This is a genomic window from Clostridium sp. 001, from assembly GCF_019056555.1.
In the GTDB taxonomy this organism is placed as follows: Bacteria; Bacillota; Clostridia; order Clostridiales; family Clostridiaceae; genus Clostridium_B; species Clostridium_B ragsdalei.
Genome location: NZ_CP020473.1, coordinates 3,337,448 through 3,362,823 on the forward strand (window position 1 = coordinate 3,337,448; position 25,376 = coordinate 3,362,823).

The following is a 25,376-nucleotide window of genomic DNA, read 5'->3' on the forward strand; positions in this document are numbered from 1 at the left end:
TATCTAATAAACTTAGGAACTTTCTGTAATTTATTATATACATATTTCATAAATTATTAGGAGTAAGCTAATATATATAAATTCTTAGAGGTGATACTATGGGAGACAAGATATACAATGCAAAACGGAATATTGCACATAAACTGGATTTGCCCGGAGATATAATCTTAAATATGCCCCAGATCAAAATTACAGGAGATAATGAAATAATAATTGAAAATCATAGAGGTATTATAACATTTGATGAAAGTCAAATAAAAGTTAATTCAGGTATAGGATTGATATCCATATATGGAAGTAGGTTTGAAGTGCTTTTTATGGGAGGAAGCACTATAACTATAGGAGGAAGATTTACGTCTATAGTCTATGAAGGAAACAAGTAAATTTAGTTTTAAAAACTATAGAAGCGGAATAATTTTATTGGAAATACAATCCCTTATACCTGAAAAATTTATTAACGTTATGTGGAAAAATAATATCTACATAAAAAATATTAAAAAGAAAAGTATTACAACTATGACTATGGAGATAAATTTAAGAGATTATGATAAGATAGAGGATATAGCAAGGAGAACTGGAACTAGAATAAAGATAATAAATAGAAGGGGTCCTATATTTTTTATAATTAAGCTTAAGAGAAAAATAACTTTAGTATCCGGAATAATTTTATTTATAGGAACAATATATTATTTATCTACTTTTATATGGAGTGTAAAAATAAATTCTGAAGAAGGATTGCCACCTTATATAATAAGACAGCAGCTTAAATCCTATGGCGTAAAGCCAGGTATTAACAAAGATAAAATAAATGTATATAAAATAGAAAAAGATTTAGTAAGGGATAATGACAATATAATGTGGGCCAAGGTGAGAATACAGGGTTCTGAATTAAATGTAAGTGTAGTTCAGAGAAAATCACCTCCTAATATAGTGGAAGAAAATACTCCTTGTAATTTAATAGCCAAAAGGGACGGAAAAGTTGTAAGGGCATATACCACTAAAGGAACTGTTGTTGTAAAACTAGGGGATGATGTAAAAAAGGGACAGCTACTTGTAAAAGGTGAACAAGGAGTGGAAGGATCAACCTATAGTGTTCATGCTGCAGGATATATTATATGCACGACTACCTATGAGGCATCTGAAACTGTAAAAGTAAATAATATAAAAAATGAGAGAACAGGCAAGAAAATAGAAAACTATTATATTAATTTCAGGGGAAAGAAACAGTATCTAAAAAAAGATAATAATAAATTTAATAAATATGATAAAATAGAGGAAAGTAAATTCATCTTTGGGAAAGAGACTTATTTTGAAGTTAAACAAGTCACAGTAAAAGGAAATCTTCAAAAAATAGTACAAGACACTGGAGAAAAACTTTACAATAATATATCTTGCAATTTGGATAAATCTATAAAAATTGTAAATAAGGTGGTTACTTATGAAGGTCAGGATCCTTGTAAGGTTAAAGTACAAGTTACAGCAGAAGAAAATATAGCCATTCCAGATACAATTACAAATTAGGGGCAAAATATAACTAAAGATTATATAAAGAGATTACGTATAAAATGAAGAATAAAGGGTGAGCTTAATTGAAAAAACTATCATTAAAAAAGGTTTTTTTACAAGAAAAAGTTAATAAAATAATTGTTTTTATGATAAGTTTTATATTTATTTATTCACTACTTGTAACTGGACTAACGACAAAAAAATATAACTTGAAGGAAGGAGATATTGCCAAAGTCGATATAAAAGCACCAAGGGAAGTTAAGGATGAATTATCCACAGAAACGCGCATTCGACAGGCAGAGGATTCTGTACCAATTCAATACAATAAAAAACCTGAAGTGAAAACTGGAGTTATCAGTAAATTAAATAGTTTTTTTTCTAAAATAGATCAGGTAAATAGTTCACAATTGGAAGAAAAGGATAAAATACAAAAATTAAAAAGTGAAGATAATATAGGATTAGCAGATGATGATTATCAGGATATAATAAAGTTGAATAAAGATGAATTAAAACAGCTTCAGGATTTTTTGCAAAAATCTCTCTCAGATATGTATGATAACAATAATATAAGCGACAATACACAAAGGGATAATAGAGAAGATATAAAAAAGGCTCAGGAAATTATATTGTTGAAAGTTAGTACTTCTAATAGTTTGTCAAAAAACTTAAAGGATATAGCTACTAAAATGGGATATTCTCAAATTTCACCAAATTTCTTTTATGATAAAGATAAGACAGAAGAACTTAGAAAAGAAGCTGTAAAAAAAGTCTCACCAGTTATAATAAAAAAGGATCAAATTATAGTAAAAGAAGGCGAACCTGTAACAAAATATCAAATAGAAGTATTAAGAGACTTAGGACTTCTAAATAATAGTTCACATTTTCAATGGCACATTTATATTTCATTAGGTGTACTGATTCTTTTAGTATTGGTATTGGAATGGACATATTTTTTCATATATTGTCCTAAAATATATAATGACTTAAAAATGCTTATAATGGTTAATATACTGAGTTTACTAGCTATATTGATGGCTAGAACCATTGGCATAATTTCTACTTTCTTAATACCACTTACATTTGTACCTATGATAGTATCACTTCTTGTTGGAAAAAAAGTTTCGTTAGTAATAAGTACTATTAATTGTGTTTTAATAAGTGTGGCTGTACAATTTAGCTTGGACATAACAGTGCTAGCTGTGGTGAATGCTGTATTAGGGGCTATTATTCTTAAAAAAATGCAGCAGAGAATGGATATATTATTTTCATGTTTATATATGACAGTAATAAATGTTATACTTACTTTTTCAATGGGATTTTTAATCAGTGATAATATGGCAGATGTAGTTGAAAAGGCAGTATATATTGGAATTTCAACTATAATTTCTGGAATTTTAGTTATAGGTTTTTTGCCTCTTTTTGAAGGAGTATTTAATATAGTTACAACTATAAAACTTTTAGAACTATCTAATCCTAATAATCCACTTCTAAAGAGATTGCTCATGGAGGCACCGGGAAGTTATCATCATAGTCTACTAGTTGGAAATTTAGCAGAAGTAGCAGCAGAAGAAGTAGGTGGAAATCCACTTTTGGCCAGGGTAGCGGCTTATTATCATGATATAGGTAAAATAAGAAGACCTTATTTTTTCAAAGAAAATCAATTGGGAAAAGATAATCCTCATAGTAAGTTAACTCCTAGCTTAAGTGCTTTAATAATAATATCCCATGTTAAAGACGGAATTGAAATGGCTAGGGAGTATAAGCTTCCTGAAATAATAATAGATGCTATACAGCAGCATCACGGCACGTCTCTTGTAAAATATTTTTATGTTACTATGAAAAATTCAAGTGAAAAACCAGAGGATGTGAAAGAGGATGATTTTAGATACCCAGGGCCAATACCTGAGACAAAGGAATCAGGTATAATAATGTTAGCAGATGGTGTAGAAGCTGCTGTAAGATCAATAAATGACCCAACTGAGGATAAAATTAAGGAAATGGTAAATAACATAATTAAAGACAGATTAGATGAAGGACAGCTTAATAATTGTGAGCTTACTTTAAAAGATATAGGCAAAATAAAAGTTGCATTTATAAAAGCTTTACAAGGAATATATCACCATAGAATAGAATACCCGGAGGATAAGACATTTTCAAAGAAATAACTAGTCAGTATGCTAGCCTATTTTCTATCATACTGCGTCGGCAGAACCCTTAGATAGGATTTACTATCTGCGGAACCTGCCTCCTTGTTTGATAAAAAATATTCGTCGCATCTTTGACTTGTTATTTTCTTTCAAATACCTAAATTTTCTCAAAAATCTATCAATTAATTAAAAAGTTCTACTTAAAGTAGAACTTTTACATACTAAATTGGGAGGAACGCAAATGATTTTTATAGATAATAGACAAAATAAAATAGAAGTAACACAGGAGCTAGAAGAAAATATAAAAGGTGTAATACAATGTGCTCTAAAAGAAGAGAATGTAAATATTCCCTGTGAAATAAGTGTTATTTTTATAGATAATGAAGAGATAAAAAATATAAATATGGAGAATAGAAACATAGATAAGGTAACAGATGTATTATCTTTTCCAATGTTAGAGTATCCAGAAGGCACTGTATTTAAACAGGTATATGTAAATCATGAATTTGAAGAAAGCGATATGGATGAGGGAAATTTAGTATTAGGTGATATAGCACTTTCTCTTGAAAGAGCAGAGGAACAGGCTCAGGAATTTGGGCATTCATTTTTAAGAGAAGCTTGTTATTTAACAGTACATTCAGTACTTCACCTTTTAGGGTATGATCATATGGAAGAAAGTGATAAAAAAATCATGAGGCAGAGGGAAGAGGAAATTTTAAGCGGATTCAAACTGTAATAATGTATATAAGTTAAAATTACATAAAATGGGGAATAGAGATGAAGGTTAAAAAGCTATTGGATAGTTTTAACTATGCTATTGAAGGTATAATATATTCTGTAAGAACTCAGAGAAATATGAAAATACATATGATAGCAGCTCTTTTAGTATTAGTTATATGCTTTATTTATGATTTAAGTAAAATGGAGATATTAGCCGTAATAATAACGATAAGTATTGTTATTATTGCGGAACTTTTTAATACTGCTGTAGAATCTGCTATAGATGCCACTATAAACTACTATCATCCACTTGCTAAAATTGCTAAAAATGTGGCTGCTGGTGGAGTGCTAGTTGCTGCTGTAAATGCTGTTGTGGTAGGATATATAATATTTTGGGATAAACTAAAGTATATTAATTTTATAGTCATGAGAAAGGTAAAAAGTACAAATCCTTATGTAATATTTATAATACTTGCAATTGTATTTATAACTACAATAATTATAAAGGCAATTTTTGGTGAAGGAACTCCATTAAAAGGAGGAATGCCAAGTGGTCATAGTGCCATAGCTTTTTCTATAGCTACTACTATAGCGCTTATATCAGAGCAATTAGCAGTGGTAATATTGAGCTACCTTTTGGCATTTATAGTGGCGCAAAGCAGGGTGGATTCAGATACTCATTCAGTCATAGAAGTAGTTTGTGGAGGAGCATTTGGTGTTTTGATAACTGTATTCCTTTTTAGAGTATTTAGCTAAAAGGAGAATTTAAATATTATATTTATATGTTTTTTAGGGGAATAATATGAATTATGTAGACAAGTAATTTTAGAATTTTCATCAGAAATATGGAAAGTATACTATTTAAGACATATGAAAATTTGCATGATAAGAATATAGAAAAAATTTTAGTAGAAACTTTTGCAAAAAAGATTTAGAAAATAAGGAGAAAATTTATGTTTAAATCAGGATTTATTACAATAATAGGAAGACCTAATGTGGGAAAATCAACGCTTTTGAATAATATAATGGGGGAAAAGTTGTCTATTGTATCTTGTAGACCGCAGACTACTAGAAACAGTATACAGACTATTCTAACAGAGGATGATTTTCAGTTGGTTTTTGTAGACACACCAGGTATACATAAGCCAAAACATAAGCTGGGGGACTATATGGTTAAAGCTGCTGAAGATTCCATCAAAGATGTAGATTTGGTGCTTTTTTTAACTACTCCTGAATTAGAGCCAGGCAAAGGAGATTTATATATTTTAGAAGAACTTAAAAAATGCAATGTACCTGTGTTTTTAGTTTTAAATAAAATAGATGAAAATCCAGAACATAGAGTGGCAGAAACTTTAAAAAATTATTCAGCTATATTTAATTTTGTGGAGGTAATACCTATATCTGCATTAAAGAGAAAGAATGTGGAAGAATTAATAGATCTTATGGTAAAGTATATACCCGAAGGGCCTAAGTATTACCCGGATGATATGATTACGGATAAACAGGAAAAATTTATAGTATCCGAGATAATTAGGGAAAAGGCACTCAGGCTTCTCTCAAAAGAAGTTCCACATGGAATAGCAGTAGAGATAGACTCAATGAAAAAAGACTCGAAGGAAATTTACAATATAGAAGCTACATTACTCTGTGAAAAAGATTCTCATAAGGGTATAATTATAGGTAAAAATGGTGCTATGTTGAAGAAAATTTCAACTTATGCAAGGAAAGATATTGAAAAATTTTTAGATACAAGGGTCTATTTAAAGGTATGGGTTAAAGTTAAGAAAGAATGGAGAGATAGTGATAGATTGTTAAAAGAATTAGGATATAAATAGTATGGGAATTTATTTTAAAATAAGGACATAATATAATTAGAACTGTAGTGGGGGATGATTTTCTGAACATATTCAAAACTAGAGCTGTCATAATTAAAACTCAAGATATAAAAGAGTCAGATAAATTGGTGTGGCTTTTTACTGAAAAATTAGGCAAGATAGCAACTATAGCTAGAGGATCAAAAAGTAGTAAAAACTCTCTATTTTCTACTACACTTCAGTTTTGTTATGGAGATTACGTAGTCTATAAAGGTAAGAACTTGTATGTAATAAATGAAAGTAGTTTAATAGATTCATTTCAAGATTTATTAAATGATTTAAATGATTTAACCTATGCTTCTTATTTTTGTGAACTTACGGATATAGCAATGAATGACGGTGAAACTAGCAGTGAATTATTTAGATATCTGGTTACTTCTTTTTATCTTATAAGAAGTCATGGAGTTGATGTAGAAACTTTAGCCAGAGCATTTGAACTAAAAATTTTACAGATTACAGGATATGGTCTTAATTTTGATCAGTGTGCTCTATGTAGAAAGAAAATTACATCTTTTGATTATTTAAATCTTCAGTATTTGGGCGGTGTTTGCAGTGAATGTGAAAAGGTAAATGGTATACCTATAAAATATGCTACTTCAAGTGCCCTCAAATATTTGTCTAAAATTCCTTTAGAAAATGTGTATAAGGTTATATTATCAGAAGATGTAAAAAAAGAACTATATAAAATTTTGACATTAATTATTTCTCAAAACTATTTTAGAAAACCTAAAAGTTTAGACGTTTTGAATTGCCTTCAAAGTTTTGAAAAAAATAAAAATTGAAAAGGAGAGAAAATTATGAGCGAAATAACATTAGAAAAAATTGATATTATAAGAGAGAGAACTGGAGTAACTTATGCCGAAGCAAAGGAAGCTTTAGAAAATTGTGAAGGAAATGTGGTTGATGCACTTATATATATAGAAGAAACTGAAAAATCAACTAAGGATAGTATGTATACTACAAAGGACGAATTTCTTGATTGGTTAAAAGATTTGGTTAGAAAGGGAAATGTAACTAGGATAAAAATAAGAAGAGAGGATAGAACTGTACTTGATATTCCAGTAAATGCAGGTATTGCAGCTACATTAACAGCACTTGTATGGCCGCCACTTATAGCTATAGGCATATTGACTGCTGTGTTTACAAAACTGAGCATAGAGATAATAAAAGATGATGGAAGTGTAGAAGTAGTAGATAAGATAATAAAAAGTGGAGTAAAGAGCACTGTAAGTGATGTAAAAGATAAAGTTTTTAATGCAGCGTCTTCTGTAAAAGATAAATTTTCTAATAAAAATGATGATGAAGATAAAAACTCATACAAGTATACTGTAAAATTTGATGACATTGATGAGGATGAAAAAGGATATGGAGAAAATGATGAAAAAAGTAGTGATAAGCAATAAATTTTATTATTAAGTTGTATTTGAAAGATATTTTAGGTGCAACTCATATACAATTTAAAATATATTGACAATTTTGAATAAAACAAAGAAGAGTATATTATTAATTTGTATATATGTGGTATAATAGCTTTAAGAATACAGTTATGGACTGTAGATTCCTCTTAGTAAATATTTTTACAATTGATTGGTTTACTATGAAGAGAGAGGGTGGACATCATAAAATTATCACCAAGGCAAGAAAAAATAATAGAATTAGTAAAAGAACATGCACCAATAACAAGTGAACAGCTTGCGTCCAAATTGAGTGTTACGAGGGCAGCTTTAAGACCTGATTTAGCCATACTTACAATGACAGGCATATTAGAGGCAAAACCAAAGGTTGGATATATATATTCTCAAAAACCTTCTTACAGTTTATTATATGATTATATAATGGAAATAAAAGTAAAAGATATAATGTCAAAACCAGTAATGGTAGATGAAAATACTACTGTATATGATGCAATATTATACTTGTTTTTAAATGATGTGGGAACTTTGTTTATAGAAAACAATGGTGTTTTGATAGGAGCTGTTTCTAGAAAAGATTTTATAAAAATAGCTATGGGCAGTACAGATATGCATAAAATACCTGTAGGTGTAATAATGACAAGAATGCCCAATATAGTATGTGTGCAGAAGGATGATCCCGCATATTTAGCAGCTCAAAAAATAATGGAGCATGAAGTAGATAGTCTTCCAGTAGTAGAAAAATCTTATGATAAATCTAAAAACGAAACATTTAAAATTATAGGAAAAGTATCCAAAACCAACATAACAAGACTTTTTGTAAAGATAGGAGAAAGTAAATAAACCGATTATTCAGGTAAATCCTGTTAATATACAAAAATGTTAAAAACTTTATAAGGGAGATGTTTGTATGAATGGTAAGAAGTACGTTTATCTTTTCAATGAAGGAAATGCTGGCATGAGAAATTTACTTGGAGGCAAGGGAGCTAATCTTGCAGAAATGACCAATCTTGGCATACCCGTTCCTGGTGGATTTACTATATCCACAGAGGCATGTACCAAATATTATGAAGATGGTAAATCCATATCACAGCAAGTTATAGATCAAATTTATGATGCACTTAAAAATGTGGAAGAGACAACAGGAAAAAAGTTTGGAAGTATAGAGAATCCACTGTTAGTTTCAGTAAGGTCAGGAGCCAGAGTTTCTATGCCAGGAATGATGGATACTATATTAAATTTGGGATTAAATGATGATACTGTAATAGGACTTAAAAAGCTAACAGGAAATGAAAGATTTGCGTATGATTCTTATAGAAGATTTATTCAAATGTTTTCAGATGTAGTTATGGGAATTGAAAAGAGAGAATTTGAAGATGTGCTGGATGACGTAAAAAATGCTAAAGGAGTAAAATACGATACAGATTTAGATGAATCCGATTTAAAGGATATAATCCAGAAATTTAAAGATATTTACAAAAAAGAAGTAAAGGAAGACTTTCCTCAAGATCCTAAGGAACAGTTAATTCAGTCAGTTACTGCAGTGTTTAGATCTTGGGAAAACCCTAGAGCAATAATTTACAGAAGGTTAAACGATATATCAGGTGATTGGGGAACTGCAGTAAATGTTCAATCAATGGTATTTGGAAATATGGGAGAGACTTCAGGAACAGGAGTTGCATTTACTAGAAACCCATCTACAGGGGAAAAGTCCATATTTGGTGAATATCTCATAAACGCTCAAGGAGAGGATGTAGTTGCAGGGATAAGAACACCTCAACCTATAACAAAGCTAAAAGAAGACCTTCCAAAATGTTATTCTCAATTTATGAGTATAGCGAATAAACTCGAAAATCATTATAAAGATATGCAGGATATGGAGTTTACTATAGAGCAGGGGAAATTATATTTCCTTCAGACGAGAAACGGTAAGAGAACAGCTCAGGCTGCACTTAGAATAGCAGTAAATATGGTAGATGAAGGTCTCATCACTAAAGAAGAGGCCATACTTAAAGTTGAGCCTAAACAGCTTGACACACTATTGCATCCAAACTTTGACAGTGATGAATTGAAACGGGCAGCTGTAATAGCAAATGGACTTCCTGCATCACCAGGAGCAGCTTGTGGTAAGATATATTTTACAGCAGATGATGCTAAGAAACATCATGATCAAGGTGAAAAGGTAATACTTGTAAGGTTAGAGACTTCCCCAGAAGATATAGAAGGAATGGCAGCTTCTGAAGGAATACTTACAGTTAGAGGAGGTATGACATCTCATGCAGCTGTTGTAGCAAGAGGTATGGGAACATGCTGTGTAGCTGGATGTGGTGATCTTATAGTAAGTGAAAAGGAAAAGCTTTTCAAAAGATTAGATAAGGTTTATAAAGAAGGAGATTACATATCTTTAGATGGAAGTACTGGAAATGTTTATGGAGAGCCTATAAAGACTGTAGCACCAGAAATATCGGGAGATTTTGGAATCTTCATGGGATGGGCTGATAATATAAGAAAATTAGGAGTTAGAACCAATGCAGATACACCAAGAGATGCAAACCAGGCTATTAGTTTTGGTGCCGAAGGAATAGGACTTTGTAGAACAGAGCATATGTTCTTCGATGAAGATAGAATACCAGAAATGAGAGAAATGATAGTTTCAAAAACGGAAGAGCAGAGAAGAAAAGCTTTAGATAAATTGCTACCAAGACAAAAGAAAGATTTTATTGGAATATATGAGGCAATGGAAGGAAAACCTGTCACAATTAGATTTTTGGATCCACCACTTCATGAATTCTTACCTACTGAAACTGAGGATATAGAGGCTTTAGCAAAGGAAGTGGGAGTAAGTTTTCAAGAATTGAAAGATACTATAGATTCTCTACATGAATTTAATCCTATGATGGGACATAGAGGATGCAGGCTTACTGTTTCATATCCAGAAATAGCTGAAATGCAAACAAGGGCTATTATAGAAGCAGCTATAGATGTTAAGAAGAGAAAAGGGTATGATATAGTTCCAGAAATTATGATACCTCTTGTAGGAGAAGTAAAAGAATTAAAATATGTTAAAGATGTAGTTGTAAAGGTAGCAGATGAAATAATACAAAAAGAGGGAGTCAATTTAAAATATGAAGTAGGAACTATGATAGAAATTCCAAGAGCGGCTATTACAGCTGATGAAATAGCAAAAGAAGCTGAGTTCTTCTCATTTGGAACTAATGATTTAACTCAAATGACTTTTGGATTTTCAAGAGATGATGCAGGTAAATTTTTAAATGATTATTATGATAAAAAAGTATATGAGTTTGATCCATTCCAAAAGTTAGATCAGATTGGAGTAGGAAAACTTGTAGAGACTGCTGTAAAATTAGGTAAAAAGACTAGACCTGACATTCATCTTGGAATATGTGGAGAACATGGAGGGGATCCATCTTCTGTAGAATTTTTCCACAATGTAGGACTTGACTATGTATCTTGTTCACCATTTAGGGTACCTGTGGCAAGACTTGCTGCAGCTCAAGCTCAAATAAAGAATCCAAGAAAGTAATTAAAAGTATAGTAATAGCTTAAAAAACCTTATAAAAGGGCAATTTGAAGCTATCTGTACTATGGCATTGTAACTTAATTTCACCATTGATTTTAAGTACAATGCCATGTTTTTATTGAAAAACTCATATTTCTAGTAATAGCTTTTACAAGGCCAAAAGATTTAGGGCCTTAGGTAAGTAAGTGAAATATATTAATTTAACAAGGAGGTTTATGTATGGTTTATAAATATAAAAAATTATTTGAACCTGTTAAAATTGGAAACGTTGAAATTAGAAATCGTTTTGCCATGGCACCTATGGGCCCACAAGGACTTGGTGATGCCGAGGGTGGATTTAATCAGCGTGGCGTAGATTATTATGTAAAACGTGCTAGCGGAGGCACTGGTCTCATTATTACAGGTGTAACATTTGTTGAAAACGAAGTAGAAAAACATGAAATGCCTGGTGTACCTTGTTCTACATATAATTCAATTCACTTTATAAGAACAGCTAGTGAAATGACCGAACGTATTCATGCCTATGATTCAAAGGTTTTTCTTCAAATGAGTGCAGGATTTGGGAGAGTGGCTCCACCATTAAATGAAAATGTATCACCAATAGCACCTTCTCCTATTCCCAATCGATGGGTTGATGTAACCTGCAGAGAAATAACTAAAGACGAAATACATCATATTGTTAAAATGTTTGGTGAAGGAGCAGTAAATGCAAAACGTGCCGGTTTTGACGGTATACAGATTCATGCTGTACATGAAGGTTATCTGCTGGATCAGTTTGCCATTTCATTTTTTAATCATCGTACTGATGAGTACGGTGGATGCATCGAAAATCGTCTGCGTTTTGCTCGTGAAGTTGTTGAAGAAATAAAGAAATGTTGTGGTAATGATTTTCCTGTTATACTGCGTTACAGTCCTAAGAGTTTTATAAAAAACTGGCGAGAGGGAGGACTGCCGGGTGAAGAATTTGAGGAAAAAGGAAGAGATGTTGACGAAAGTATTCAAGGAGCAAAGCTGCTTGTACAATATGGTTATGATGCATTGGATGTAGATGTTGGATGCTATGATGCATGGTGGTGGAATCATCCACCTATGTACCAAAAGAAGGGATTATATATTCCTTATGCAAAAATGATGAAACAAGCAGTTGATGTCCCAATAATATGTGCAGGACGTATGGACAATCCTGATCTTGCACTTTCTGCTTTAGATGAAGGTGCTTGTGATATGATAGGACTTGGAAGACCTCTTCTTGCAGATCCTGATTATGTAAATAAGTTGCATTTGGGTAAAACTGCGTTGATACGACCATGCCTTTCATGCCATGAAGGATGTCTAGGACGTATGGTAAAAAATGGATCCCTTAACTGTGCTGTTAATCCTGAAGCTTGCCGAGAAGGTATTAATTTTCTTACTCCAGCACTTAAACCAAAAAAAGTGTTGATAGTAGGTGGGGGCGTAGCAGGTTGTGAAGCAGCGAGAGTTCTTAAACTTCGTGGGCATGAACCAGTAATTTATGAAGAAACGGGAAGACTTGGAGGAAACTTAATTCCAGGTGGAGTTCCTGACTTTAAAGAAGATGACAGAGCACTTATTGCATGGTATGAAAATACTTTAAAAGATTTGGGTGTGGAAATAAAACTTAATACTAAGGTTACACCAGAAGTCGTCAGAAATAGTAGTGTAGATGTAGTAATAATTGCTACAGGCTCAAAACCTAAGATTTTTAACCTAGGAGATAACAGCAAAGTATTTGCTGCTGCAGATGTACTTTGTGGCAGGAAGCAAATAGGTGATAAAGTTGTAGTTTTAGGTGGGGGCCTTGTTGGTTGTGAAACAGCTCTTTATCTAAAAAAAATTGGTAAAAAAGTTACTATTGTTGAGGCTATGGATAGTTTGCTCGCTTTAAATGGTCCAAGCTGTTTTGCTAACATGGGAATGCTTTTGGCTCTTATTCCATACAACCATATTGATGTTCTAACTTCGTCAAAGGCTGTAAAAACTACGGATAAAGGTGTTCTTGTAAATACAGAGGGTAGTGGTAAGCGGGAGATTGAAGCAGATTCAATAGTTTTTGCCATAGGATATAATTCCAATAAAGAACTTTATAATTCCCTTAAATATGAAATACCTGATATACGACTTTTAGGCGATGCCAGGAAGGTTTCAAACATCATGTATGCTATTTGGGATGCTTATGAGGTTGCATCAAATTTGTAGTGAATAAATAGTTGATTAAACTGAATATAAAATTTCATACTATTAAATAATAATAGTATGAAACTTTTTTTCTACGTATTTCCCCAAACTTATAATAAATTTAAGCTGATCAATATTATTAGAACACTTTTTTAGTAAATAGTAAAAAGAATTATGATTACATTTTGATATGTTTTTATAATAATCTCTAGATATTTTCCAAAATTTTTGAGGAAAAGCTAAATAAGATATTATATATTTATAATCATCTAATGTTAACGGAAAAGTTTTTTCGTATAAATTTAAACATTCTAATGTTATATCTAGCTGCCAATTAGTAGAATTTCGCTTTAGAAATCTTCTTAAGAAATAGGAGATATCATGAGCACAATAGTCTATGCTGCATTTATCAAAATCTATTATCCAAATTTTATTGTTATCATCAAATATTATATTTTTATTTACATAATCTAGATGGCATAGGCAGGTATTTAAATTATCATAGTTTATAGAAGAAGATATTCTAGAGGACATTTGTGCCAATATAAGGTTGATTTCAAAATATTGTAGAAATAATTGTGAGAATTTATCTTTATATTTAGCTGCTAAATTTGAGCAGTTTAACAGCTGCTTAAAATGTTTTTCAAAGGATATATATGTTTTTTCAAAATTAATCCTTTCAATACTACCTTTAATGGGGGTGAAGTTTTTGCTTACTTTATGCATTTTTGCTAAATTAGAGATGGACACTAAAAGATGATCTTTAATGTTGTAATTACATTTAGTACCCGTTATCCAGGGAGTAAGCATAAAAAGCATGTCGTTATATTTTACATATCGACCTCCATAAATTGTAGGTAATATTCTAGGAACTCTAATGTTATTTCTAAAAAACCACTCTATGGCAGAATATACAAAAAGTAAATTTGCTTCATCGAAATATACTTTCTTTAAACAGTAATTTTCATTTAGATGACTTATTTTATATACTGCCCTCTGCTTATCTGTATTTTTAAATTTGATTCTATCTATAGATGCATCATTCATATTGTAATAGGGAAGTACATATTTTTTTACAGTTTTTTCAGATAACAAATCCATACAAAAACTCCTCAAAAGTTGTTCCTCTATAATAATATTAAGGTACCTTTTATAATATACATTATTCTTAAAAAAAGAAGTTTCAGAAAATAAAATGTAACAAATTTCTCATATAGAGAAGAATAATTTTTACTAGTATGTGGGTAAAATAGGAATAAATATATAGCATTTACAGTAAAGTTACAGAATTATATTATATATTATATATTTATAAGTAAAATTATGCAGTTTTAAAATTAAAAATTTTTTTTATTGAAGGATATTTAATTTTTGTAAAGAATATATATAGTATATTCCTTATTTGAGAAAAAAAATATTTATTTTTGAAGAAGGAATATAGTAATTTATGTCGAATATATTTATTCTTGAACATAATAATTTAAGATAGGTGGGGATTCGTTAGTGATATCGGAAGATGTCATTCAAAAAATAAAAGATGCAAGTGATATAGTAGATATCATATCTGAAAGTGTAAAGCTAAAAAGGGCAGGTAGAAATTATTTAGGATTATGTCCTTTTCATCAAGAAAAGACCCCATCTTTTAGTGTATCTGTGGATAAGCAAATATATAAATGTTTCGGTTGTGGTGAGGCAGGAAATGTAATAACGTTTGTTATGAAACTGAAAAAGTTAACTTTTCCCGAAGCATTGAAGATTTTAGCTGATCGAGCAAATATAGATCTGGATGAAACCGGTAATGGAAACAGTAATAGAAAAAATACTTATGAAAAACTTTATAGACTAAACATAGAAGCTGCCAGATATTTTTATAATTGTTTAAATAAAAATAAAATAGCTAAATCCTACATGTTAAATAGAGGAATAACAGAAAAAACCATGAACAAATTTGGTATCGGATATTCTGTTGATAGTTGGAATGATATGTTGATTTTCTTAAAGAAAAAAGGATTTACTGAACTGGATATGCTATCAGATGGACTTATAATTAAAGGTAAAAAGGGAAATTACTATGACAGATTTAGAAACAGAATAATTTTTCCCGTATTTGATTTTAGAGGAAAAGTAATAGGATTTGGAGGTAGAGTATTAGATGATTCTAAACCAAAGTATTTAAATTCTCCAGAAACTCATCTATTTAAAAAAGGTATTAATCTCTATGGATTAAATTTTGCCATAAAAAATAATACTTCTAGAATGTTTATAATTGTGGAAGGATACATGGACTGTATATCTCTTCATCAATATGGTATAACTAATGCAGTGGCTTCTCTAGGTACAGCTCTTACTATAAATCAGGCAAAACTTATGGCTAGGTATGTTGATAAAGTTATAATATCTTATGATGCAGATGCAGCAGGTCAAATAGCTACGGTTAGAGGCCTAGATATACTAAAAAGTGTAGGATTGGAAGTAAGGGTTTTAGTAGTGCCACAAGGAAAAGATCCTGATGAATTTATTAGAAATAATGGAAAAGATGCTTTTTTAGAACTTGTAGATAAAGCTCTTCCACTTATAGAGTATAGAATTCAAAGTATAAAAAATAACATGAATTTTAATGATTCTGAAGATACTATAAAATATGTAGAAAAAGCACTAAAAATATTGTCTCAATTAGATCCTATAGAAAGAGAAATATACATAAAAAAGATATCGGAAGAAACGGGAATAAGGGATCAAGTACTATATGATATGTTGAATGATAATATTCAAAAAAATGTAAAAAAAAATGAAAAAGTGAATATAGATGATGGTTTTGGACAAAAATTATATTTAGAGCCAGCATATTTAAAGGCTGAGAGAGCTCTTTTAAAACTTATTTTAGAAAATGAAGAAGTGTTTAAATATGCGTTAGATAAAATAGAAATTGATAATATTATATTAGAAAGTCATAAAAAAATATATAGTTATATAGTGGAAAATGTGAAATATGATATAGAAAAAAGAAAAAAAATTATAGAGTTAAATTGCCATGACGTAGATACCTCTAAAGAGTGGGTTAACATTATGGAAACTAAAATCGGATATGACAGCAGCAATTATAAAGATATGATAGATAATTATATAGATAAAATAAAAAGACATAGATTGGAAAAATCCAAGGAACACATTATAAATAAAATAAAAGAATGTGAAGCTCAGGGAAATTTGAATGAATCTCTAAAACTGGCACAAGAATTAATTAAAATACAAAAAAGGATTGGTGAAATGCAGTAATGGTAAAAGGAGGCAATAAAATGAAAAGTAAGAGTGCAAAACTACAGTTAGTTAAAAAAATCATAGAAAAAGGTAAAAAAAATGGCACCTTAACTTATAAAGAAATAATGGACGAATTAGAAGAGGTGGACTTAAGTCCCGAGCAAATAGAAAAAATATATGAAGCTCTTGAATCCATGGGAATAGAAGTAACTGGCGATGAACATGGAACAGAATCAAATGAGAAAACCTTAGATTTATCGGTTCCTGATGGAATTGCAATAGATGATCCTGTAAGAATGTATTTAAAAGAAATAGGAAAAGTTCCGCTGCTTTTACCAGAAGAAGAAATATCTCTTGCAAAAAGAATAGAAGAGGGAGACATAGTTGCAAAGAAAAAGTTAGCAGAAGCTAATTTGAGGTTAGTAGTTAGCATAGCTAAAAGATATGTAGGTAGAGGAATGCTTTTCTTAGATTTAATTCAAGAAGGGAATCTTGGACTTATAAAGGCAGTAGAAAAGTTTGACTACAGAAAGGGATATAAATTTAGTACCTATGCTACATGGTGGATAAGGCAGGCAATTACAAGGGCAATAGCAGATCAGGCAAGAACAATAAGAATACCTGTTCACATGGTAGAAACCATAAATAAACTTGTAAGAGTTTCAAGACAGTTACTTCAAGAACTTGGAAGAGAACCTCATCCAGAAGAAGTAGCGCAAATAATGGAGATGCCTGTAGATAAAGTAAGAGAGATTATGAAAATAGCACAGGAACCTGTATCTCTTGAAACCCCTATTGGAGAAGAGGAAGACAGTCACCTTGGAGACTTTATACCAGATGATGAGGCGCCAGCACCTGCAGAGGCCGCAGCTTTTACAATGCTTAAGGAACAGCTTATAAATGTATTGGATACCTTAACTCCAAGGGAAGAAAAAGTTTTAAGACTTAGGTTTGGGCTAGATGACGGAAGAGCTAGAACTCTAGAAGAAGTTGGAAAAGAGTTTAATGTAACTAGAGAGAGAATAAGGCAGATAGAGGCCAAGGCTCTTAGAAAGCTAAGGCATCCAAGTAGAAGTAAAAAATTAAAAGATTATTTAGATTAAGGCACCCCTTCCAAGGTGCTTTTACTTGTCTGAAAAACTAATTTGCAAACTTTCAAATAGGAGCAGAATATAACTTTATCCGATGACTACCTGCTCTAATACTCCAACGCACTCTGTGATAGTCGCTTTTCTCCAAGTTTACGTTGCGAGCAGCTACGTCCCTGGATAACGATTCCTAAGCATCAGGTGGAGTCAAAACTCCATCTGACGCCAAGGACTCTGTTTATGATATAATATTTAATAAAGAAGGTGAGCAAATATGAAAACTACTTATAAATCTGCAAAAGGAGTAGGAGTATGGGCTATAGCAGGCATAACAGTTATATACAATGTATTTATGATAGTTCTTATAAATTTTATAAATTCCTACGAAATATTTAATCTTTTTAAACTAGCATTTATAGCTATAAATGCATACCAAATTTATTATATTATAATTTGTGGAACTTTAAAATACTCTATAGATGAAGAAAATTTGTATATAACCAGTATGTTTAAATTTAAGAATGAAAAAATTCCTTTTAAAGATATAAGAATGTATCAAAAATCTAATGGATACATTAAAGGAGTAAAGCTATCAGGATATGGAAAAAGTAAATTTGCCATAGGAAGGTCGTTTATTCATAAAGTAGGTAGAACATATATGTTTGTTACTTCAACTAAAAATGTTATATACTTAAAGACAGATGATATAACTTATGGAATATCACCAGAAAACTTTCAAGAATTTGAATTAAAAATAAAAGAAAGACATATAGAAAATTTACAGTGGGAAAATAAATTAAATAAGGGTATTGAATTAAGAAAAGAACCCAAGTTTCTTGTACCATTTATAATTGCAGCACTTACAGTCCTAATGCTTACATTAAACCCTATAATCATGTATCTTTATGGAAACTTGCCAGATAGAATGCCTTTAAGCTTTAATCCCAATTTTATAGCTGTAGAATTTGGAACAGGAAAGCAGTTTGCATTTAAACAAATGACATATGGACTTTTGAATATGGGACTTCTGTTTTGTATGTACTATGCCGCATATATTTTTTCTAAATATGATAAAAAGGTTTTTTATAAGTTTATATATACTGCATTGGTAGTGGCAGCATTTTTTTTAATTATGCAGATAAGAATACTTTGTACATTTAAATAATATTATTTTGGAATGGAGGATTATATGGAAATTAGTTTAAGGCTTAAAACTGTATCAAGTATGGTAGACAATTGTGAATGTGCAGCGGATATAGGTACAGATCACGGATATGTCCCTATCTATCTAGTAGAAAGTAAGGTGTGTAAAAGGGCTATAGCTTCAGATATAAATAAAGGACCTGTAGAAAAAGCCAGATTTAATATAAAACTTCATGGATTGGAAAATAAAATAGATGTAAGACTCGGTAGTGGACTTGCCTCTATAAAGCCTGGAGAAGTTCAGTATGTGATAATTGCAGGTATGGGAGGCAATCTTATAAGAGACATAATTATTGACGGTATGGAAGTGTTTAAAAGGGCAGATGCTTTAATACTTCAACCTATGAGAAATTCTGAAGTTCTTAGAGAATATATATACAAAAGTGGTTTTAAAATAATAGATGAAGAATTATGTATTGACGAAAACAGATTTTATGAGATAATAAAAATAAGATATGATAATGAAAAACAAGAAGTAGATAGTATATTCTATGAAGTGGGAAAGGCTTTGATAGATAAAAAGCATAAGCTTCTTTTAAAATTTGTAAAAAGTAAGATTGAATCCTATAATAAAATAATTTTAAATATAAAAGACAATACAGAGCTAGCGAGAAGAAGGAAAGAAGATTTATGTAATAAAATAAAGAAGCTGCAGGAGTTGATAGAATGTATTTAAGAGTACAGGATGTACATGATATATTGGAAAAAAGAGCACCTTCTATACTTAAAGAAAGCTATGATAATGTAGGGCTTATGGTAGGAGATATGAAATCTGAAGTAGGATCTATACTTGTGGCTTTAGATTGCACACTAGAAGTAATAGAAGAAGCTGTAAAGAATAATTGTAATCTTATATTTACCCATCACCCACTACTTTTTAAAAGACCGTACAGCATAACTACTGATACTCTAATAGGAAAAAAAATAATAGAGTTAATAAGAAATAATATAAATGTATATTCCAGTCATACTAATCTGGATTCTGTAAAAGGTGGAATAAATGATATTATTATGGAAAAGCTTGGACTTACCAATTATAAGGTTATTGAACCTTCTAGAATTAAGAATTATGGCGAAAATGATTGTGGTATAGGAAGAATTGCAAGCCTTACCGAACCTATGACTTTAGCTAAGTTTTGTAATGAGGTAAAGAAATGTTTGAATATCTCTTCAATTAGATATTCAGGAAATGAACTTAAAATTATAAGTAAAGTGGCTCTTGTAAACGGAAGTGGCCAGGATTATTTTGATGCAGCTAAAGCATTAGGTGCAGATTGTGTTATTACAGGTGATACTACTTATCATTATGTAAGTGATTTTCAAGAACAAGGTATAGCTGTAATTGATGCAGGACATTTCGGAACAGAATGGCCTGCTATGGAAATTATAGCTGATTTTTTAAGACATGAAATAAAAGTAAGAGGATTTGAGAATACTGTAATTTTATCAAAAGTAAATAAAAGTCCGTATAAATATAAGTAGAAATGAAAATTGAATTCATTTCTACTTTTTTTAAAATAAATATGGAAAGTATTTCACAGTATGGTGTTATTTACTCTAGAATTATATTTAAAAAATTTATTTAAATTAATGGGAGGAAGATATGATAAATTTACTTATTGAAATTCAGAAAAATATGGGGATTATAAAGAAAAATAAGAAAGATATAAAAGAAGATTCAAATGTTAGCTTATTGAAAGAGATGAAAAAAGAATTTGAGGCAGAAAAGCTAAATTACAAAAATATAGATAATAAATTTAAAAAGATAGAAGAGGATATGAAAGAACTAGAAGAAAAAATAAGTAAGCTAAAAGGGGATATAAAGATAGATGAGAATAAGTTATATGGAGACATGAAGTATGATTTAAAGTTTATGGAAACACTGGAGAAGTCCATTAAATTGAAAGAAAATGATATGAAGAAACTGGAAGAAGATAGTTTAAATCTTATGTATGAAGAAGAGAATACATCAAAAGAAAAGTCTAAAAGTAGAAAAAAGTTGATGGATTTAAAAGAAAAGTTTTATAATTGTAAGGAAAGTAGCAGTGAGAACAGAGTTAGAGCTAAAGAAAATATAGTTAAGGCAGAAGGTAATATTAAGGAATTTGAACAACGTATTCCTAAAAAACTTTTGGATGAGTTTAATGAACTATGTTCTGTTAAGGGGACAGGAGCTGCCGTAATTTCAAAAGGAGTCTGTTCTGGGTGTAAAATGAAGGTATCTGCTGTTACTGTAGATGATATCAAAAAGAATAAGCATATAGTTTATTGCGATAATTGCGGTAGAATAGTACATTATAACCATTCAATTGAATAACTTACATTAAAAAATTAAAATTTTTGTTGTAATATTTTATTAGTTATGATATTATGTAACTCGTAAGTAAGTCAGACAATCGCTGCTGTAGAAATACAGGAGAGGAAAGTCCGGGCTTCATAGGGCAGGGTGCTGGGTAACACCCAGTCAGGGTGACCTGAAGGAAAGTGCAACAGAAATATACCGCCGAAATTTTATTTCGGTAAGGTTGGAAAGGCGAGGTAAGAGCTCACCAGCGCATTGGTGACTTTGCGGCTATGTAAACCCCATCTGAAGCAAGATCGAATAGGAAAGCATATAAAAGCGGCCCGCTTTGCTTTCGGGTAGTATCGCTTGAGCCCACTGGTAACAATGGGCCTAGATAGATGATTGTCTAATACAGAACTCGGCTTATAGATTTGCTTACCCACTAGAAAACACTAGGTTTTGACCTGGTGCTTTTTTATTTTGCCTACATTCTTCCGCCGTGCCGTTCTTCACAAACAAATTTACTAATTTGTTTGCAGTACGTTTTGCATTTTTTTATTTACATGGGATTATATATTTGCGGTAGTAGAAATGTCTTTAGAATTATTATGAATGGTTAATTTAGGAGACAAGAAAAGGGATATATGTACAATATACCCCTTAACATACAACTTTTATTACTAAGCATTATAGATTCTTTGTTAAACCAGTTCTCTCATTAAAGGCCTCAATGTATTTATCAAGTTCTGGTCCCATTTGGTGCAGCTTACCCCAATAATTATCATAATCATACCATTGTGCATTTAATTCTTCTAAATCATATTGCTGCTGTTCAATCCATGTATAGTATTTAAGATTATGAATACGCTTTTTACTTTGATATGTTAATTCTTCCATACTATCAGTTCTAACGCCTAAAACATTTCTATTATGATCTATAGCACCATCAACAACTTCATAATCTCTTCCTCTTTCAGCAGTCATTTCTTGTAATCTTGATTGATACATTTCTGCTGAATCAGTAAGTACTGTTATTACCATATCATTTTCATTTAATTCATAATATTTTGCGAATTTTATACATGAAAGTATATTTGCTGCGCCTGATATACCAACCCATGAAAGCTTTTTAATTACATCTTCTTTAACTCCTGTAGACCTTAGATATTCTTGTCCAGCAGGTTCATTAAATAGACGGAACAGAGCTAAACTATCATTATCATCTATTGCAATGACCATGTCTGTATTCTTTATATTATGAATCCACGGCACATGTTTGTCTCCAATACCTTCAATTCTATGTTCGCCAAAACCATTGTTAAGCAGAGTCGGACATTGTAATGCTTCGCCAACTGCAAATTTAGCATTTGGATATTGATCCTTTAGATAGTCTGCACTGCCTAAAGTTCCAGCTGATCCTGATGTTAAACATACGCCAGCAAATTTTCCCTTTTCACCAGCTTCAGCTTTAATGACTGATTCCATAGCACTGCCAGTAACTTCATAATGCCATAAATGGTTACCAAGTTCACCAAACTGATTAAATATAACAACATTATCTCTTGTTCTTCTTAGTTCCCATGTTTTATCATAGATTTCTTTTACGTTACTTTCGGAACCAGGAGTAGCAATAACTTCTCCAGCTACTTTTTTGAGCCAATCAAAACGCTCTTTACTCATATTTTCCGGTAAGATAGCAATTGAACTGCAGCCTAGTAATGCTGAGTTATAAGCTCCCCCACGGCAGAAGTTACCAGTTGAAGGCCATACTGCCTGATGGTAAGTAGGATCAAATTGACCAGTTACTAAACGTGGAACTAGACAAGCAAAGCTTGCCCCAACTTTGTGAGCTCCTGTTGGAAAGAACTTTCCTGCCATAGCAAAAATTCTAGCTTTAACACCTGAAATTTCAGGAGGAATTTCAATATAGTTTGGTAATTTGTTGTACAAACCACCTTTTGCTACAGGCTCATTATACCAGGAAATTCTAAATAAATTAATGGGATCTATGTCCCATAATCCTGTTTCTTTTAATCTAGATTTAATTTTTGCAGGCACCTTGCTGGAATCTTTCATTTGTGCTAGTGTTGGAATAATGATATTTTTTTCTTTGGCACTGGCTGCTGTTTTTTTCAATTGTTCTTCATTGATTGTTAAATCGATCAATTTATGCATCCTTTTTACCTCCTATTTATACAAGTTAAAATTAGACTAACTAGTTAGTCAACATATTCTATTCTTTAGTATATAATATTTTTTAGTATATGTCAAAAATAACCATAGAGATTGATTAATGAAATTTACTTTTATAAAATTTAATAGTGTAATCGATAAATCTCTTAGAGGCATTAGAAAGATATTGATTTTTGTTATAGGCAATAGAAACTCCTCGTTTTAGCATAGGACAATTTAGTTTGTAAAAGCGAAAATTTTGCGCATTTGGCGAATATTTAACCAGCGTATCTGAAATAAAAACAGCTCCAAGACCTTTTGAAGCAAATTCAAATGAAGTCATCTGTTGATTAAATGACATTTTTACAAAAGGTGTAATTTGATAATAATTAAAAATTGCTTTAGTTCTTCTAAAAATTTCATTGCTTGGTTCTAATAAAAGAAATGGAAGATCTTTTAGCTCATATAAGTCAACTGCAGATTGACTAGCAGAAAGATGCTGATTGTTTTTTTATTTGAGCAGAGATCATGCTGCATTTAGAAATTTTTTTACCTATTTCAAATAAAGATTGGCCAAGGTTATGTTCCAATTTGCGGATTGCAATACTTAAGGCAGGCTGTGTTATATATAAATTCTCTGCTGCCTTGGAGAAACTTCCGGATTTATATATATCGTAAACATAATTCATATTTTCAAACAAACTTTTCACCTCAGTATAAATTGAATTTATATGATAAGTAAAATATATAAATTTGATTATATATTAAAAAGTTGGTAATATCAATATTGTATGAATTTATGGGGAGGTTAGAAATGATTACATATATTATAGTATGCCCACTAGTTTTTATTGCGGGTTTTGTAGATGCAATTGCAGGCGGAGGAGGACTTATATCACTTCCGGCATATATGATTTCAGGTATTCCGGTTCATTTTGCTATTGGTACAAATAAAATGAGTTCTTGTATGGGGACAATTATAGCTACATGTCGCTATGCTAAAAATGGATATATAAAGCTGAAACTAGGAATTTGCAGTGCAGTCTGTGCTTTGATTGGGTCGCCACTTGGAGCTCTTATTTCCTTAAGAATAGAAGACTTCTATTTTAAAATTTTAATGTTGTTCATTTTGCCTATAACAGCATTTTATGTTTTACATAAGCATAATCTTGAAGATAATAAACAGGAAACATCAATTAGTTATAAAACTTACATAACATGTATGCTAATTGCATTTTTTTTAGGAGTCTATGATGGGTTTTATGGCCCAGGAACAGGAACATTTTTATTGTTATTATTGACGAGCATTGCAAATTTGAGTATGAATACTTCTGCAGGAATTACAAAGGCTATAAATTTATCATCAAATGTAGCTAGTTTAGTAACATTCATTATAAATGCAAAGGTATTTTTAGTTTTGGGTTTAGTCGCAGGCTTATTTAGTATTGCTGGAAATTACATTGGCTCTGGTTATTTTACAAAAAGCGGATCAAAAGTAGTACGTCCTGTAATTATAATTGTACTTACGATTTTTTTCATTAAAATATTAGTTGAGATATTATCCAAGCAATTATAATTCCAATTGAAAGTGCCGATAACACTAATCAATCCTAGAATGTTTATTTTGTTTTAGGAATATTGGATTCTAATTAACTCAACTTTCGCACATATAAACTTTTTTAATTAATAGTTAAGAATGAAGAATTAATAGTTAATGTGAATTTTTTTCCGTTACACTACAAAAAATCTTTGATTAAGCTTTTCACCACTCGTTTCTCTAAAACGAAACATTGCTGATTTATATAAATTAAAAGATTTTTTGCGACAGCTAAAAATCATCCTTTACTATTAATTTTTCATTATTAATTCTTAACTTGCGAAGCTTTGCTTCGCAAAGTTTTAAAACTGCGAAAGTTGAGTAATTAATATATTAGTAGGAAAAAGGTGCTAGTCTTTGCCAGATGGATTACTTTTT

21 protein-coding genes, 1 other RNA gene and 1 pseudogene are annotated in these 25,376 nt (G+C 30.9%); 19 read left to right on the forward strand and 4 right to left on the reverse strand.

The features are described from left to right. Nucleotides 1-98 precede the first annotated feature (98 nt). The 11 genes from yqfC to B5S50_RS15640 all read left to right on the forward strand — a co-directional run bounded on the left by yqfC (nt 99) and on the right by B5S50_RS15640 (nt 13,417). The gene (yqfC, locus tag B5S50_RS15590; protein WP_065077214.1) at nt 99-383 is read left to right on the forward strand and encodes a sporulation protein YqfC; all 285 of its coding nucleotides are present in this window, start codon (nt 99-101) and stop codon (nt 381-383) included. Next, nucleotides 367-1,521: a sporulation protein YqfD gene (gene yqfD / locus B5S50_RS15595; RefSeq protein ID WP_065077213.1), complete on the forward strand. Its 1,155-nt coding sequence runs from the start codon at nt 367-369 to the stop codon at nt 1,519-1,521. Before yqfC ends, yqfD begins: the two co-directional genes overlap by 17 nt. 68 nt (nt 1,522-1,589) lie before the next feature. After that, on the forward strand, nt 1,590-3,671 hold the full coding sequence (locus B5S50_RS15600) for an HD family phosphohydrolase (RefSeq protein ID WP_065077212.1): 2,082 nt from the start codon (nt 1,590-1,592) through the stop codon (nt 3,669-3,671). A 223-nt stretch (nt 3,672-3,894) separates the two neighbouring features. Beyond that, entirely contained in the window at nt 3,895-4,389 is a 495-nt protein-coding gene (gene ybeY / locus B5S50_RS15605) for an rRNA maturation RNase YbeY (protein ID WP_065077211.1), read from the forward strand. A 41-nt stretch (nt 4,390-4,430) separates the two neighbouring features. Continuing rightward, the gene (locus B5S50_RS15610; protein ID WP_065077210.1) at nt 4,431-5,129 is read left to right on the forward strand and encodes a diacylglycerol kinase; all 699 of its coding nucleotides are present in this window, start codon (nt 4,431-4,433) and stop codon (nt 5,127-5,129) included. A 197-nt stretch (nt 5,130-5,326) separates the two neighbouring features. Continuing rightward, on the forward strand, nt 5,327-6,208 hold the full coding sequence (gene era, locus B5S50_RS15615) for a GTPase Era (protein ID WP_065077209.1): 882 nt from the start codon (nt 5,327-5,329) through the stop codon (nt 6,206-6,208). Between the two features lie 47 nt (nt 6,209-6,255). Beyond that, nucleotides 6,256-7,029: a DNA repair protein RecO gene (recO, locus tag B5S50_RS15620; protein ID WP_065077208.1), complete on the forward strand. Its 774-nt coding sequence runs from the start codon at nt 6,256-6,258 to the stop codon at nt 7,027-7,029. 15 nt (nt 7,030-7,044) lie between these two features. Further along, a complete protein-coding gene (locus B5S50_RS15625) occupies nt 7,045-7,650 on the forward strand; it encodes a DUF4342 domain-containing protein (protein WP_065077207.1) in 606 nt (201 codons plus the stop codon). Between the two features lie 207 nt (nt 7,651-7,857). After that, nucleotides 7,858-8,502, forward strand: coding sequence for a helix-turn-helix transcriptional regulator (locus B5S50_RS15630; RefSeq protein ID WP_065077206.1), 645 nt, complete (start codon nt 7,858-7,860; stop codon nt 8,500-8,502). A gap of 67 nt (nt 8,503-8,569) precedes the next feature. After that, a complete protein-coding gene (ppdK, locus tag B5S50_RS15635) occupies nt 8,570-11,203 on the forward strand; it encodes a pyruvate, phosphate dikinase (protein ID WP_065077205.1) in 2,634 nt (877 codons plus the stop codon). Between the two features lie 216 nt (nt 11,204-11,419). Continuing rightward, on the forward strand, nt 11,420-13,417 hold the full coding sequence (locus tag B5S50_RS15640; RefSeq protein ID WP_217302297.1) for an FAD-dependent oxidoreductase: 1,998 nt from the start codon (nt 11,420-11,422) through the stop codon (nt 13,415-13,417). Between the two features lie 42 nt (nt 13,418-13,459). Here B5S50_RS15640 and B5S50_RS15645 read toward each other — a convergent pair whose 3' ends face one another. Continuing rightward, complete coding sequence (locus B5S50_RS15645) at nt 13,460-14,497, reverse strand: CotS family spore coat protein (RefSeq protein ID WP_065077203.1); 1,038 nt, start codon at nt 14,495-14,497, stop codon at nt 13,460-13,462. Between the two features lie 402 nt (nt 14,498-14,899). Between B5S50_RS15645 and dnaG the strand changes: the two genes are divergently transcribed. From dnaG to rnpB, 7 genes are all read left to right on the forward strand, one after another. Then, entirely contained in the window at nt 14,900-16,672 is a 1,773-nt protein-coding gene (gene dnaG / locus B5S50_RS15650) for a DNA primase (RefSeq protein WP_217302298.1), read from the forward strand. Continuing rightward, nucleotides 16,672-17,757, forward strand: coding sequence for an RNA polymerase sigma factor RpoD (rpoD, locus tag B5S50_RS15655; protein ID WP_065077201.1), 1,086 nt, complete (start codon nt 16,672-16,674; stop codon nt 17,755-17,757). The genes dnaG and rpoD overlap by 1 nt, the downstream gene beginning before the upstream one ends. Nucleotides 17,758-18,016: 259 nt before the next feature. After that, nucleotides 18,017-18,907 carry a PH domain-containing protein gene (locus B5S50_RS15660; protein ID WP_065077200.1) on the forward strand — a complete coding sequence of 297 codons (891 nt, stop codon included), beginning with the start codon at nt 18,017-18,019 and terminating at the stop codon, nt 18,905-18,907. Between the two features lie 24 nt (nt 18,908-18,931). After that, complete coding sequence (locus tag B5S50_RS15665; RefSeq protein WP_065077199.1) at nt 18,932-19,621, forward strand: class I SAM-dependent methyltransferase; 690 nt, start codon at nt 18,932-18,934, stop codon at nt 19,619-19,621. Further along, nucleotides 19,612-20,427: a Nif3-like dinuclear metal center hexameric protein gene (locus B5S50_RS15670; RefSeq protein WP_065077198.1), complete on the forward strand. Its 816-nt coding sequence runs from the start codon at nt 19,612-19,614 to the stop codon at nt 20,425-20,427. The genes B5S50_RS15665 and B5S50_RS15670 overlap by 10 nt, the downstream gene beginning before the upstream one ends. 121 nt (nt 20,428-20,548) lie before the next feature. Continuing rightward, nucleotides 20,549-21,262: a zinc ribbon domain-containing protein gene (locus tag B5S50_RS15675; RefSeq protein ID WP_065077197.1), complete on the forward strand. Its 714-nt coding sequence runs from the start codon at nt 20,549-20,551 to the stop codon at nt 21,260-21,262. Between the two features lie 63 nt (nt 21,263-21,325). Continuing rightward, an RNA gene (gene rnpB / locus B5S50_RS15680) (RNase P RNA component class A) lies at nt 21,326-21,671 on the forward strand. A 245-nt stretch (nt 21,672-21,916) separates the two neighbouring features. On the opposite strand, the gene B5S50_RS15685 is transcribed toward rnpB, so the two are convergent. The 3 genes and pseudogenes from B5S50_RS15685 to B5S50_RS21665 form a co-directional block, all read right to left on the reverse strand. Then, on the reverse strand, nt 21,917-23,404 hold the full coding sequence (locus B5S50_RS15685; RefSeq protein WP_217302299.1) for a pyridoxal-phosphate dependent enzyme: 1,488 nt from the start codon (nt 23,402-23,404) through the stop codon (nt 21,917-21,919). Between the two features lie 115 nt (nt 23,405-23,519). Continuing rightward, nucleotides 23,520-23,843, reverse strand: a pseudogene (locus B5S50_RS21660) (LysR family transcriptional regulator substrate-binding protein); the annotation flags it as partial. Between the two features lie 43 nt (nt 23,844-23,886). Beyond that, entirely contained in the window at nt 23,887-24,090 is a 204-nt protein-coding gene (locus tag B5S50_RS21665) for a LysR family transcriptional regulator (RefSeq protein WP_254306766.1), read from the reverse strand. A 125-nt stretch (nt 24,091-24,215) separates the two neighbouring features. On the opposite strand from B5S50_RS21665, the gene B5S50_RS15695 reads away from it, so the two are divergent. Continuing rightward, nucleotides 24,216-24,977, forward strand: a complete 762-nt coding sequence (locus B5S50_RS15695) for a TSUP family transporter (RefSeq protein ID WP_065077195.1) — start codon at nt 24,216-24,218, stop codon at nt 24,975-24,977. Nucleotides 24,978-25,376 lie beyond the last annotated feature (399 nt).